This is a genomic window from Pseudescherichia vulneris NBRC 102420 (assembly GCF_000759795.1).
Lineage (GTDB): Bacteria > Pseudomonadota > Gammaproteobacteria > Enterobacterales > Enterobacteriaceae > Pseudescherichia > Pseudescherichia vulneris.
This window is the reverse complement of sequence record NZ_BBMZ01000015.1, coordinates 72,477-85,881: the sequence shown is the minus strand read 5'-3', so window position 1 is coordinate 85,881 and position 13,405 is coordinate 72,477. Positions and strand designations below refer to the sequence as shown.

The window sequence follows — 13,405 nt, the reverse complement described above, 5'->3', positions numbered from 1 at the left end:
GGACCTTTCACATGGATCAGGTTTAGGCCTCCCCCTTCACTCAGCATCCCTTTACCCTCTGACTAATCGTCACGTTATACGGCTGCTTTCTCTGGTAGACGGCTACAGACCGATTTACTTCTGCCTCGACGCCACCCGGTACTTCAGGGTTTAAAAATTCGCCCCCACTGGAAAAGGCCGGTTCGTTTTGCATGGTGTCTTTTAGATTGCTGTTAAAGAGCGTGATTATTTCAGCAAAATGCCGGGTATCTAAAATGACTGCAATTTACGCGTCCTGAATGTGGTCTTTATTTTTTATATTCTTTCGGGACACGAGCACCCCTGCTTTCGCCATGGTATTAAATGGTTAAAATTACGTGAATAATAAAAACACGCCAAACATAACGGGCCAGATCTCGTTAATATCGGGCCGATATTGTTATCACAATTTGCAAAAAGGTGACTGCAATCACAAACCGGCATTTTACGAATTGTTTCATTACTCGAAATAAACGCAGAATCCTTTCGGTGGGTGGTAATAGCCACAACCGAAAGGTCATTATTATTTAATTTTTGAGTTCAGGGTGTAAAAGGTATATGCAAAACGACAAATTTTTCGTCAGATATAAATTATTAGCTATGTTATGCGCACCACTGGCATTAACAGCTAATGCTAAAGACACCCTTCAGCCTCAACTCGGTCATACGAGCGCCCCGCTTTTGTCACAGGATGGCTATCAGTTTAAAGATCTTAATCGTGATGGAAAGCTTAATCAGTATGAAGACTGGCGTTTGTCTGCTGCGCAACGAGCCGAGGATTTACTACGGCAAATGACGCTTAAGGAAAAAGCGGGACTAATGATGCATGGTACGGGGCCAGTAAGCGGAAACAATTTTGGCAATGGCGATGTATACGACCTGAATGCCGCCAGGAAAATGATTGTTGATGCGCATATCAATAGCATCCTTACGCGTCTTGGTGGTCAGGAGCCCCGCCGCCTTGCCGAACAGAACAACCACTTACAAGAAATTGCTGAAAGCGCCCGCCTGGGTATTCCGGTGACTGTCAGTACCGACCCGCGAAATTCTTACCAGGCGCTTGCCGGTATCAGTAATCCCGCCGGTAAATTCAGCCAGTGGCCTGAACCTGTCGGGATTGGCGCAGCCGGAAGCGAAAGCCTTGCCAGACAGTTTGCCAGCAGAATTGGTCAGGAATACCGTGCGGTAGGGATCACCGAAGCCCTCTCTCCACAGGCAGATATCGCTACTGAGCCGCGCTGGGCTCGCATCAGCGGAACTTTTGGCGAAGATCCTGAGCTGGCAAAAAAACTGGTACGAGGCTATATCACCGGCATGCAGAACGGCAGTCAGGGACTAAACCCGCACGGCGTGGCAGCCGTGGTCAAACACTGGGTGGGTTATGGCGCTGCTGAAAACGGTCTGGATGGTCATAATGCGTATGGCAAAAATGTCGTTTTCAAAACGAATAATCTTGAACAGCATATCGTTCCTTTTAAAGGCGCCTTTGAATCTCAGGTGGCAGCCGTTATGCCCACCTATTCGGTGTTGAAAGGCGTGGACTGGAAGGGTAAATCACCTGAACCGGTAGCCGCCGGCTACAGCCATTTTCTTTTAACTGATTTGTTGAGAGGCGAGTATAACTTTAAGGGCGTTATCATCAGTGACTGGCTAATTACTAACGACTGCGATAACGAATGTCTTAATGGCGCTCCAGAGGGTAAAAAGCCTGTAACCGGCGGCATGCCCTGGGGTGTGGAGTCGTTAACGAAAGAGCAGCGGTTTGTTAAGGCTATACATGCGGGTATCGATCAGTTTGGCGGCGTCACAGATTCAGATATCATTACCGGGGCCGTTGGAAAAGGCCTTGTTACAGAAAGTCGCATCAACGAGTCTGCTAAACGTATCCTGATCCAAAAACTCGAGCTAGGCCTGTTCGAGCAGCCTTATGTGGATGCCGGGAATGCTGAGAAGATTGTGGGTCGTGAGGAAACGCAGAAAGAAGCCAACCTGGCGCAGATGCACTCCCTGGTTCTCTTGCAGAACAAGCATATCCTTCCTCTCAAACCGGGAACCCGTGTCTGGCTTTATGGCGCCGAAGCCACAGAGGCAAAGAAGGCAGGGCTGATCGTGGTTGATCACCCTGAAGATGCAGATGTTGCAGTATTGCGCGCATCTGCGCCTTATGAACAGCCTCATTACAATTACTTTTTCGGGCGTCGCCATCATGAAGGTTCGCTAGAGTATAAAGCGGACAGCGAAGTCATGAAGATCCTTAACAAGGTCTCACATAAAGTGCCGGTGGTGATGACGATGTATATGGAAAGACCCGCCATACTGACAAATGTAACTGATAAAACGCAGGCATTTATTGCTAACTTTGGTCTGAGTGATGGCGTGCTTTTTTCACGCCTGACATCTGATGCACCTTATTCAGGCCGCCTGCCTTTTGCCTTGCCTGCATCAACAGATGCCGTACTCAAACAAGATCCGTCTGTGCCGAATGATTTGAAAGCGCCTCTGTATGCATTAGGCTTCGGGCTTTCACGTTGAAATACCTATCCAGGCGAATAAAACACTATCTAGACTAAATCCGGAGGGGCCTTCAAGTTAATAAGGAAGGCTCCTCTGTTTTATTCAGCCCTTGCTTCTGATGTTCGGCATAATACCAGGCCTTGTTTGATTTCATCTTCCCCATCGTAGGCAACTGAAACTTGCCCCGGTCCGGCTTTGCCATAGTCATTATCCTGGGTTAAAGCTATTTCGGCTTTTATCTTCTGGCAGGCGCAGGTTGTGATGAGGACGTTATAAAGCATAGTTGACCCGATTCCATTGTTTATTGGCTGAAGGGTCTCTCACGTTGTTCTTTAGCCCTCCCTATACTGGGCCCTAACCAGCAGTCAGGAAATATATACCTGACAGGGCACCAGAGCCTGCTGAGAAATCAATTTAACCGGAAGAACAATGAAATTAACTCAAATTCGCAATGCCACTCTCGTCCTGGAGTATGCAGGTAAACGTTTCCTTATCGATCCTATTCTGGCGAAAAAAGAAGCGTGGCCTGGTTTCCCCGGAACGGCTTGCTCGCATCTACGCAATCCCCGGGTTGAGCTCCCCGTATCTGTTGATGAGTTGCTGAATGTGGATGCAGTCATCGTCACGCATACCCATCTGGATCACTGGGATGAGGCTGCACAGCAACTCATTCCAAAAGACAAAACCATTTTCTCACAGCATGAGGCGGATGCCGCCCTCATTCGTGGACAGGGTTTCACTGATGTACGGGTGCTAAAGGTGGAAAACAATTATGCCGATATCACCATTATAAAGACCGACGGGCAGCACGGGAGTGACGAAGCCTATGCTAATCCGGAGATGGCGGCATTTCTTGGTGACGCCTGTGGGCTGATTTTCAGTCATGAAAATGAAAAGGTACTGTACATTGCCGGGGATACCATCTGGGTTAAATCTTACGCTGACAGCCTTGCAACCTATACTCCGGATGTGGTCGTCATCAATGCCGGCTTCGCTCAGGTAGATGGGTACGGAGCCATTATAATGGGAACCGAAGATATCTTACGCACTCATCAGGCGCTCCCTGGCGCGGTGGTGGTGGCCTCTCATCTGGAAGCCATCAACCATTGTCTGCTGACACGCAGTGAAATCAATGAATTCGTTCAGATGAACGGGATCCAGCAGAGTGTGCGTATTCCTGAAGACGGTGAAACGCTGACCTTCTGAGAAACAGCCTCAGGAAGCGCGTGACAAAATCTGTAGGCTTAAGACAGCACCCGTGCGTTTTCCGGGTGCTGTACATCATCAGGCCGAGATAATTCAGAACCGGAGATATAACGTGAGCGTACCTGTCGTTGCTGTTGTTGCCACTGCCGGCGTCAGTGCATTTCATTTTTCAGCGCCGTGCATAATTTTCGGACAGGCCTTACCTGAACCCGACCGTTTTTTCCTGAGGATCTGTGCCGAAACGCCCGGCATAGTCCAGTCCGATGCAGGGATGCAGATCCATGTTGAAAACGGTCTCGAACTACTAGAGATCGCCAGTATCATTATTGTTCCTTTCTGGAGCCATCCGGAGGAAGAGCCAGCCCCCGCGCTGCTGAAAGCGCTGCAGGATGCCTGGGTTCGGGGTGCAGAGGTTGTGGGATTATGTCTGGGCACCTATGTACTGGCCTACGCGGGCCTGCTTGATAACCGAAGGGCAGCCACACACTGGGAATACGAGCGGGATTTTACCGGACGCTTCCCGACAGTCCGGCTGGATACTAATGCGCTATACATCAATGATGAACGGCTCATCACCTCTGCTGGCACAGCTGCAGGGATTGACTGTTGTCTAAATATCGTGCGTGCGCATTACGGCAGCGCATTTGCCAACAGAGTAGCGCGCAGGATGGTCATGCCACCTTACCGGGAAGGTGGACAGGCGCAGTATATCGAACGTCCGGTACCGGAAACCACCCGCGACAGCGTTGTAAATGAACTGACAGGTTATTTGCGAAGGAATTTGGAGAGACCGCATAACATCGATTCACTGGCGAAATTTTGCAGCATGAGCCGCCGGACGCTTACCCGACACTTTCAGGCCGCCACCGGCATGACGATCGGAGACTGGCTCAACAGCGAACGCCTTCAGCGCAGCCAGGAGCTGCTTGAATCCACCGATCACAGCATTGAGGTCGTTTCCTCGATGTCAGGATTTCAGTCACCTATTTCTTTCCGCCAGAGTTTTAAAGCGCGGTTTAGCGTAAGCCCGAGCGAATGGCGGCGCGCTTTCAGAGGGCCTGGTACTCAGCTCTGACTACCACTTGCTTGTTAATTGTCACAATTTTTAGGCCCGGCTGGCAATCACGGTTGAGTCTGCACATTTATCCTGCCTGTCACAGCAAAACGGGCATGCTTAACCGGGTTAAATCCTATGCAAATAATGTTTCGCCAGGTCTGGATCCTGGCTGGTTCCCAGGCCATTTTTCAGACCGTTTCTATTCTTGTCATGACCATCGGAGGACTGGCAGGAGAGATGCTTGCTCCCACACCGGCACTAGTCACCCTGCCGATTGCGGCTGTCAGTCTGGGCACTGTCCTGGCAACATTCCCTGCATCAATATGGATGAGTCGGGCAGGCAGGAAGAAAGGGTTCTGCACCGGCGCGGGCGCGGGCATTGTTGCCAGCATTCTTGCCGTCATTGCCCTGAGCATCCATTCTTTCACACTGTTGTGTGTGGCCACGTTTATGGTCGGTATCTATCAGGCTTTTGCGCAGTTTTACCGCTTTGCTGCAGGCGAGGCGGCGAAAAAATCGTATCGTACCCGCGCCATTTCACTCGTCATGGCCGGAGGGATCGTGGCAGCCCTGATGGGGCCCTTACTGGCAAATGCAGGGAGCCATCTGTTTTCTGTTCCTTTTCTGGGCTCTTTTCTGCTAATGGGAATTATTGCGCTGTCAGGGCTGGCGTTATTGAGTCGCCTGCAGATGCCAGCAGCAGAAAAATACGAGGCCAGTGGGTCCATTTCCCGTCCCTGGCTAAAGGTCATTACCCAGCCGGCATATGCCGTGGCGCTCTTCTCGGCAGCATCTGCATTTGGAATAATGGTCCTGGCAATGACGGCCACCCCGCTGGCCATGAAACATCATGACTACTCCCTAACTCAGAGCGCCACGGTTATCCAGATCCACGTTCTGGGCATGTTTTTACCCTCCTTTTTTACAGGTCGACTGATTGAACGGTTTGGTATCATTACAGTGATGATGACAGGTGCAGGGACGCTGGTTCTGTATATTCTGCTGGCATTATCGGGTACGGGCTTCAGCCAGTTTGCAGGCGCACTTTTTCTTGTGGGGCTGGGCTGGAATTTTCTTTATATTGGCGGAACTAGCCTTCTGGCGACATCATTCTCGTTAGCTGAAAAAGGATTTGCTCAGGCTATTAATGATATGAGTATTTTTGTTTTTACACTACTCTGCTCACTTGCCGCGGGGAAGCTTCTTAACGCATTTGGCTGGGAGAAAATGAATTTCTTGCTCCTGCCCTGGGTCCTGTTTCTGATGGTTCCACTTGCAGGACTGGCTTTTCACAATAAAAGGGGGATTAGCCAGCCAGAACATATCAGTCAGCCAGGCAAGCATCGAACGCATGCTGCCCGGAAGCGCAAGTAACGCAACTCGCATGTTTATCCCCTGAGCTTAAGAATGGCGGCTTCCAGAAGAGTACCGCTCTAGTTCGTCCATTCGGTCTGGATCCCCGAGGAGGTAAAAGTGATTAGTGCACTTTCAGGAAGCACTGCCGCCGAGGATACTTTTCCAGGTTCATCGGGTTCACCAAGTTCTGGTGTAATTATGCTGAAATATTTCGTCATTTTTCCGAAGCCGTATCGGCAGGAACTGTCCCGCCCAATACGTATCAACCGGACTGCCGTCAGCGGGTGTAAGGCAGAAAGAGGTGATGTTATCGCTCTCTTTAATCTTCGAAGCTATCCGAAAACGCCTGTAGCCATCCTTTTTGCGTTCGGCCAGGCGCGCCTCACTCCAGGTTCCGGTGGCACCAAGTCCGGGCCACTGCTCAGATACCGGCCCGATCACCGGCAGCACGGAACTGGCATGCCAGATTTCCTCCGGCACCACGTCTACAATAACCGTCTCTCACAAAGATGGCCGGATAGTCTTCGCGTCGCTTAACTTCCTGCCAGCCCAATAAATGAGTGAAGAATGCCGCACTCTCATCAAGATTTGATACCGCTAAGCCAATATGCTGAACACCATGAGTCACTGACATTGTTCATGTCCTCCTTCTGAAATACTTTGTTCAGGTTTGATTGCTTTAAAGCGAACTCTTTCGCCATTATTGCTCGGACGGCCCAGGCCGCTAAGCTTCTGAAGGAAGTGAATCCGCCTGGCGGACATGACGGTCAAGAAATTTCCGAACGTCGTCCCCTATCTCTTTCGCATGCGTTTCAAACGCGAAGTGGCCGGTGTCATAGAAGTTTATCTCGGCTTTTGGGATATCGCGCTTCCAGGCTTCCGCACCCGCGGCCATGAAGAACGGATCGTGTTTCCCCCAGACCGCCAGCAGGGGTGGCTGATACTCTCTGAAATAGTGCTGAAACAGAGGGTACATCTTCACGTTCGAGGCGTAATCCAGCAGCAGGTCAAGCTGGATCTCCGCATTGCCAGGCCGTAATACCTGCATCCCTTCAAGTGAGTAGCCATCTGGGGAAACCAGACTCGGATCGGTTACACCTTCCAGATACTGCCATTTGATTGACGCCGGTGTTGGGAAATCACGCAACGCGCTCCGATTCTCGGAGGTCGGGTCGGCCCAGTACTTCTGAATAGGTGCCCAGGCTTCTCCCAGCCCCTCTTCGTAAGCGTTGCCATTCTGGGAAATGATGGCGGTAACCCGCTGCGGATGAGATAGCGCAAGACGCCATCCGACGGGAGCACCGTAGTCATGGACCAACAGAGCATAGGTGTTGAGGCCCAGCTCTTCAGTGAACACGCCGATGGTTTCAGCAAGCTGATCAAAGGTATAAGCGTATTCACCCCGTGCTGGCGCCTCGGTAAAACCGAAGGCCGGCAAATCTGGCGCTATCAGATGGTAACGATCTGCCAGCTGGGCAATCAGGTCACGGAACATAAACGATGAGCCGGCGAAACCGTGCAACATCAGCAGAACTGGCGAGGCCGGATCGCCGGCCTCACGGTAAAAAACGTTAACGTTGCCCGCCTGTTTGTAGCGGTAATGCACCTGGGTGGCAGTTGTGTTATCTGCAGCTGATAACTCCGAAAGAGAAGACGTCATAGCAAGCCTCTTGTAACCGTTAAAGTGTTAAATTGAAGGTTACACATAATTCTGGTAACCTGTCAAAATTATTTAATAGGTTACAGGTGCGTATGGAAATCAAAAAACGTTCTTCCCCTCCTCTCTTCCTGGCCGATAACCTCGCACTGGATTTCATCAACAGTGAATACGGGACGGGTGATGACCGACATGATTGCTTTGATGACGATACAAGCGTTATCGACTGGCTGGAAACGGCGGGCCTTGCGCCGAAAGGCGTTGTGGCTCCGCCTGAATTACTGGCGGAGGCCCGCCAGCTCCGCGATGCAGCCAGAGCAGTCGTGCATGCTGCGATGAAGTCCAGTGAGGCAGACCTGACGGTAATTAACAGGATCCTTGAAAAAGGCCGTCCTGAGACGCGGCTGAAATGGGACCAGGATACACAGCGCTATCATGTGGATGTTCGTTCAGCTACTGACAGCGCCGAAGGCCTCCTCTGGCCGGTTGCCGACGCGCTTGTAAAACTGGTCACGGATGAAAAGTTCGAATACGTGCGGCAGTGTGAAGCCGACAACTGTATTTTACTTTTTCATGATTTAAGTAAATCCCATCGCCGCCGCTGGTGCAGCATGGCCACCTGCGGCAATCGCATGAAAGTAGCTGCATTCCGCAACAGAAAAGGCGTTTAGCAAACCAGGCCGCACCTGTAAACGTGCGGCTTCGGTTAGAATTTATATCCCCTCTCCCCAATCTTTCATCCCTCCCCTCAACGCTCATTTTATCCCTGACGGCATTGTCTTTTCAAAAAACCACCTTGCCGCACAAAAAATTTTACCATTTATCATTTGATTTAAAAGGACTTTTTTTCGTCCGGCCCACCTGGATCTAAATACGGCAAAACAAACGCTTGACCAGGTAGAACGATCGTTCTACCTTAAAGCCATGAACAAAAAGCCAAGTGATACCCGAGAAAAAATCCTCGCCAACGCTGAGCAGCTCATCTATCAGAACGGCATCCACGCCATGGGCATGGACCTTCTGGTGAAGACCTCAGGCGTCGCCAGGAAAAGTATTTATCGCCATTTCGCGAACAAAGAGGACGTGGCGTCGGCCGCGTTGAATGAGCGTGACGAACGGTGGATGCAGTGGTTCAGAACCGAGTCTGATAAAGGCGAAACGCCTCAGGAACGCATTCTGAACATGTTCACTGTTCTGAAAGGCTGGTTTGAGTCTGAAGGCTTCCGGGGCTGTGCCTTTATCAACACGGCCGGAGAAGTGGGCGATCCGGATGACCCCGTTCGCCAGATTGCGAAAATACATAAACAGAAACTGCTGGATTACACGCTCGAACTCAGCGAGCAGTTGAACATAGAACACCCTGTCGTTCTGGCTCGGCAACTGCTGATTCTCGTGGAGGGGGCTATCACCATGACATACGTGATGGGCGACCAGAACGCCGCTGACGACGCACGGGACGTCGCAAAAGTTTTGCTGGCACGGGTCTCCGCCGGGGCCTGAGTAACGAATATTGCTATTACCTATTAACTGAAATTAACAGGAGTTTTACCATGACAAATGCACAAGTACGTCCGCCGCTTCCGCCATTTACGCTGGAAACGGCTATTGAGAAAGTGCGTCTGGCTGAAGATGGCTGGAACACCCGCGACGCGGCAAAAGTCGCGCTGGCTTATTCTCTGGATACCAAATGGCGTAACCGTGCCGAATTTGCGAATAATCGTGAAGAAGCCGAAGGATTCCTCGCCCGTAAGTGGAAAAAAGAGCTCGAGTACCGCCTTATCAAAGAGCTGTGGGCGTTTGGCGGAAACCGCATCGCTGTCCGTTACGCTTACGAATGGCGTGATGACTCAGGTAACTGGTTCCGCTCTTACGGCAATGAAAACTGGGAGTTCGAAGCCGATGGCCTGATGAAGCGTCGCTTCGCATGTATCAATGATATGCCTATTAAAGAAAGCGAGCGGAAATTCTTCTGGCCGCTGGGGCGTCGTCCTGACGATCACCCGAGCCTCTCTGATCTGGGTCTGTAAGTTATTACGTTATCCCGCGTAAGGCCCACGACTCCTGTCCTGGCCGGGGCTTTACTCAACCCGTTGGGTCGCCGAGCACGGTAGCGAAATTGGCGTTGATGGAAATCGCCTGGCGCTGGTAGGTAACAGCGTTGGCGGTAACATGGTTGCAGCCGTAGCGCTCCAGGCCAAACAGCATAAAGCGCCGGTAATCCGCTATGAGGTCATGCTCTGGCCTGTGACTGACGCAAATTTCAATACCGGTTCTTACAACCAGTATGAGAACGGGTATTTCCTGTCGCGTAATATGATGAAGTGGTTTTGGGATGCCTACACCACTAAAGAAAGCGATCGAAACAACATCCTGGCATCGCCGCTGCGCGCAACGTCTGAACAGCTGAAGGGACTGCCACCCACTCTGATCCAGACTGCCGAACTTGACGTGCTTCGCGATGAAGGCGAGGCTTTTGGCCGCAAGCTTGATGCCGCCGGCGTCAACGTGACGGTTACCCGCTACAATGGGTTAATTCATGACTACGGTCTGCTGAACGCGCTGAGCGACGTGCCTGCCGTGCGGACCGCACTTGGTCAGGCCGCTTATGGACTAAAAGAACACCTGAAATAACTGCCCGCTGACCGGTCGGTTTCATCGGCCGGTCGTTCCGCTGCGGTAATGACGTTATGTTCTGGTACAGCGATAGCGTGACTCAAGTTTATCGAGAAAAGTGAATAACGCGCTGTTCATTTCGCTGTAGTCATGGGTCCGTAACGCTTCCGGTGACTGAACGAATCGATAGTCTGCAGCCCGACTCAGATCCCCCTCGGAATGCGCAATCAGCATTTCAACAACGGACCGTGTAAGTTCCATATGGCACTGAAACCCGTAGACCAGCTTAGAATAAGCCACTATCTGTCGTGGGCAGCCTTCGCTGTAGGCGATGATCTCCGCCTCGGGTGTCAGTCCCGGCATATCGTTATGCCAGTGCCCGACGTCGAGCTTATTACCGAAGTGAGAAAAGAGCGGGTTCCGCTCGCTTTCTGCTGTCATAAAAATAGGAAACTTGCCGATCTCTTTTTCTGGACTGTGCGCGAAGCGTGCCCCCAGGGCTTCCCCAATCAGCTGCGCGCCCAGGCACACGCCGATGACGACTTTATCCAGACGCACTGCAGAGGCAATAAGCGCCTGTTCAGCTCTGGAATCAAAATGCGCACATTCATCAGGGGTGACGGACGGATCCTGTGGCCCGCCCATGACTACCAGCAGATCAATGTCCCGTGCATCTTCAGGAAGCTTTTGCCCCGCATAAACGCGCGAAAAGGTTACCTCATGGCCACGCATCATGGCCCAGGTTTCGAACGCGCCGGGTGCTTCGAAGTGTTCATGCACAATAAAATGTACGCGCATAGGCTTATCTCCTTCTGAGTCTTGTTAAGAAATGAGTCAGGCGCACATAATCCCTCGCAAAAAACCGGTCGGGTAACGCCCAGTCGGATCATGATAAACGGGAGGTTTAAATCTGAAATGCCAGTAAGCATTGATAAAACGCCAAGACACGATGACTCGACGGGTTGGTCAGCAACGGCCATAACTTACCGCCGTGGAGAAGAAGATCTCCCTCATTATCATCTGGAGGGGCAACTGTTATATGCGATCAGCGGCGTTATGCTGGTTGAAGCTGCAGACAGGCGATGGGTTATTCCCCCTCAGAGGGCGCTCTGGCTCCCACCGTTGATGGAACACGCCTACAGGCTTCTGTCGCATACGGAGCTGCGTGCGGTTTACTTCAGCGGTAACCTGATTTCAGAGTGCACGCGTTTCGCAAAGAATAACCAGGTACATGTGATCGACGCCGTTCCGCTGGTAAAGGAGTTAATCGCCGGCCTGTTTATAAATGATTACCACATGCTGACGAAGCGAAAAATGGCGCTTTTACTTCTGGAAATTATCAGCGAGGCACCATCCGTATCCGCAGAACTCCCAATGCCGCAGGATGAACGATTATTCCGAGCTGTAGGAGAGCTAATGCGAAGCCATCGCTGGGAAGCCTCTTTAACCGATATGGCTGACATTGCAAACATGTCGGAAAGGTCTTTCTCCCGCCTGTTTGTACGTGATACGGGGTTCAGCTTCCGGACATGGAAGCAGCGGGCAAGAATATACGCATCATTGGATCTTCTTTCTGAAAACGTACCTGTTAAACAGATTGCCTGGCAGCTTGGTTTTTCTTCGCCTGCCGCATTCTCTGCTGCGTTTCGTGCAATTATGGGCGTTACACCCGGTGAGTTTTGAAAGGGGGTCAGTTGGGGGCACCGCGACTGCAAACACAGGCAGCCCAGCGCTTCAGTTGCCGGGCTGAATGGTGAGAGGATCAGAAAGGCTTAGTCGGCAGGTACTTACCATCCAGGGTGATCACGGCACGATGCCCACCGTCCGGATCTTCAACTTTCTTGATGTCCAGTTTGAAGTTAATGGCGCTGATGATGCCGTCGCCGAACTTCTCATGAACCAGAGCCTTCAGGGTAGGACCGTAAACTGACATCATCTCGTAGAAACGGTAGATTGTCGGATCGGTCGGGATGCCATCTGCAAAGCTGCCGCGAACGGGTATCGACTGCAACAGTTTAACTTCATCAGCATTCAGGTCGAGCTTTTTGCCCACAACGTGTGCTGCGTCGGCAGGCAAGGGATGCTGGCCAAGCAGAGCGGCGGTAACGAAGGCTTCGGACAAACCGGTGCCGTCAACGATTTCGGCGAAGGAGAGTTCCTTGCGGGCTTTAGCCAGAATGATGGTTTCGGTGAGTACCTGACGTGCGGCCTGAGTGACTTGAGTCTGGATCATGGTCTTTTCTCCTGATAAGTAAGATGTTCAGCCGACATGCCTGGCTTGTGAGTAAACGGCGTTTACTTCTGGATTTTCAGCAAGGGATACGAAGGCACCGGTTCTGCCATCAAAAGCATCAATACGACCGCTCTCAATGTCATAGATCCAGCCGTGAAGCGTTATGCGGCCTTCTTCAAGCGCCAGTCGCACGGACGGGTGAGTCTGGATATTAGCCAGCTGAGCGATGACGTTTTCGCGCACCATCGCCGCGACTTTCGCGGACTGGTCGGGATGCTGACGGGCCTCATTCACCACCCGGGCAGAGTCAGCGTAGCGCAACCAGCTCGATACGGCGGGCATATGGTCGAGACATTTGCAGGTGGCAACGGCAGTCATGGCACCACAGTCAGAGTGGCCGCAAATTACGATGTCATTCACCTGGAGCGCGGCGACTGCATATTCCACTGAGGCTGAAACGCCGCCCGGTTCCGGGCCATAAGACGGCACAATGTTACCGGCATTGCGGATCACAAATAAATCGCCAGGTTCGCGCTGAGTAACCAGTTCAGGCACCAGGCGGCTGTCGGAGCAGGAAATAAACAATGCTCTCGGGCTCTGCTGGTTGGCCAAACTTTTGAACAGCTTAACTCGCTCGGGGAAGGCGTTTTTCTGGAACCTCAGAAAACCTTCAATGATCTCTTTCATGGTTGCAATCTCAGTGTCGGTGGTGTGTGACAAAGAGTAAGCAACCCATGGTATAAGGTAAAAG

General features: G+C 51.6%; 13 protein-coding genes and 2 pseudogenes. 9 read left to right on the top strand and 6 right to left on the bottom strand.

From position 1 onward, the window contains the following. Positions 1–576: 576 nt before the first annotated feature. The gene (locus EV102420_RS14105; RefSeq protein ID WP_042392811.1) at positions 577–2,550 is read left to right on the top strand and encodes a glycoside hydrolase family 3 protein; all 1,974 of its coding nucleotides are present in this window, start codon (positions 577–579) and stop codon (positions 2,548–2,550) included. Positions 2,551–2,630: 80 nt separating this feature from the next. On the opposite strand, the gene EV102420_RS22365 is transcribed toward EV102420_RS14105, so the two are convergent. Then, a complete protein-coding gene (locus EV102420_RS22365) occupies positions 2,631–2,813 on the bottom strand; it encodes a hypothetical protein (RefSeq protein WP_131406019.1) in 183 nt (60 codons plus the stop codon). A gap of 148 nt (positions 2,814–2,961) precedes the next feature. Here EV102420_RS22365 and EV102420_RS14100 point away from each other — a divergent pair, with 148 nt between their 5' ends. The 3 genes and pseudogenes from EV102420_RS14100 to EV102420_RS14090 all read left to right on the top strand — a co-directional run. Next, on the top strand, positions 2,962–3,738 hold the full coding sequence (locus EV102420_RS14100; protein WP_042392809.1) for an MBL fold metallo-hydrolase: 777 nt from the start codon (positions 2,962–2,964) through the stop codon (positions 3,736–3,738). 112 nt (positions 3,739–3,850) lie between these two features. Next, the gene (locus EV102420_RS14095; protein ID WP_042392807.1) at positions 3,851–4,813 is read left to right on the top strand and encodes a GlxA family transcriptional regulator; all 963 of its coding nucleotides are present in this window, start codon (positions 3,851–3,853) and stop codon (positions 4,811–4,813) included. Positions 4,814–4,930: 117 nt separating this feature from the next. After that, positions 4,931–6,037 (top strand): annotated as a pseudogene (locus EV102420_RS14090) (MFS transporter); the annotation flags it as partial. A gap of 535 nt (positions 6,038–6,572) precedes the next feature. Here the strand turns inward: EV102420_RS14090 and EV102420_RS21475 are convergent. Next, positions 6,573–6,785 carry a VOC family protein gene (locus EV102420_RS21475; protein WP_255211684.1) on the bottom strand — a complete coding sequence of 71 codons (213 nt, stop codon included), beginning with the start codon at positions 6,783–6,785 and terminating at the stop codon, positions 6,573–6,575. 90 nt (positions 6,786–6,875) lie between these two features. Further along, the gene (locus EV102420_RS14085; protein ID WP_042392803.1) at positions 6,876–7,811 is read right to left on the bottom strand and encodes an alpha/beta fold hydrolase; all 936 of its coding nucleotides are present in this window, start codon (positions 7,809–7,811) and stop codon (positions 6,876–6,878) included. A gap of 92 nt (positions 7,812–7,903) precedes the next feature. Between EV102420_RS14085 and EV102420_RS14080 the strand changes: the two genes are divergently transcribed. From EV102420_RS14080 to EV102420_RS14065, 4 genes and pseudogenes are all read left to right on the top strand, one after another. Next, a complete protein-coding gene (locus EV102420_RS14080) occupies positions 7,904–8,479 on the top strand; it encodes a CGNR zinc finger domain-containing protein (protein WP_042392802.1) in 576 nt (191 codons plus the stop codon). Positions 8,480–8,732: 253 nt separating this feature from the next. Next, positions 8,733–9,308, top strand: a complete 576-nt coding sequence (locus EV102420_RS14075) for a TetR/AcrR family transcriptional regulator (protein ID WP_042392799.1) — start codon at positions 8,733–8,735, stop codon at positions 9,306–9,308. Positions 9,309–9,358: 50 nt separating this feature from the next. Then, the gene (locus EV102420_RS14070) at positions 9,359–9,835 is read left to right on the top strand and encodes a nuclear transport factor 2 family protein (RefSeq protein WP_042392797.1); all 477 of its coding nucleotides are present in this window, start codon (positions 9,359–9,361) and stop codon (positions 9,833–9,835) included. Between the two features lie 55 nt (positions 9,836–9,890). Then, positions 9,891–10,439, top strand: a pseudogene (locus tag EV102420_RS14065) (alpha/beta hydrolase); the annotation flags it as partial. A 54-nt stretch (positions 10,440–10,493) separates the two neighbouring features. Here the strand turns inward: EV102420_RS14065 and EV102420_RS14060 are convergent. Continuing rightward, positions 10,494–11,219, bottom strand: coding sequence for a type 1 glutamine amidotransferase (locus tag EV102420_RS14060; RefSeq protein WP_042392795.1), 726 nt, complete (start codon positions 11,217–11,219; stop codon positions 10,494–10,496). A 90-nt stretch (positions 11,220–11,309) separates the two neighbouring features. On the opposite strand from EV102420_RS14060, the gene EV102420_RS14055 reads away from it, so the two are divergent. After that, entirely contained in the window at positions 11,310–12,104 is a 795-nt protein-coding gene (locus EV102420_RS14055) for an AraC family transcriptional regulator (protein ID WP_042392794.1), read from the top strand. A 79-nt stretch (positions 12,105–12,183) separates the two neighbouring features. On the opposite strand, the gene cynS is transcribed toward EV102420_RS14055, so the two are convergent. Together cynS and EV102420_RS14045 are read right to left on the bottom strand one after the other, a co-directional pair. Further along, positions 12,184–12,654 (bottom strand): cyanase, encoded by a 471-nt coding sequence (cynS, locus tag EV102420_RS14050; RefSeq protein WP_042392792.1) that lies wholly within the window; start codon positions 12,652–12,654, stop codon positions 12,184–12,186. A 27-nt stretch (positions 12,655–12,681) separates the two neighbouring features. After that, positions 12,682–13,341 carry a carbonic anhydrase gene (locus tag EV102420_RS14045; protein WP_042392791.1) on the bottom strand — a complete coding sequence of 220 codons (660 nt, stop codon included), beginning with the start codon at positions 13,339–13,341 and terminating at the stop codon, positions 12,682–12,684. Positions 13,342–13,405 lie beyond the last annotated feature (64 nt).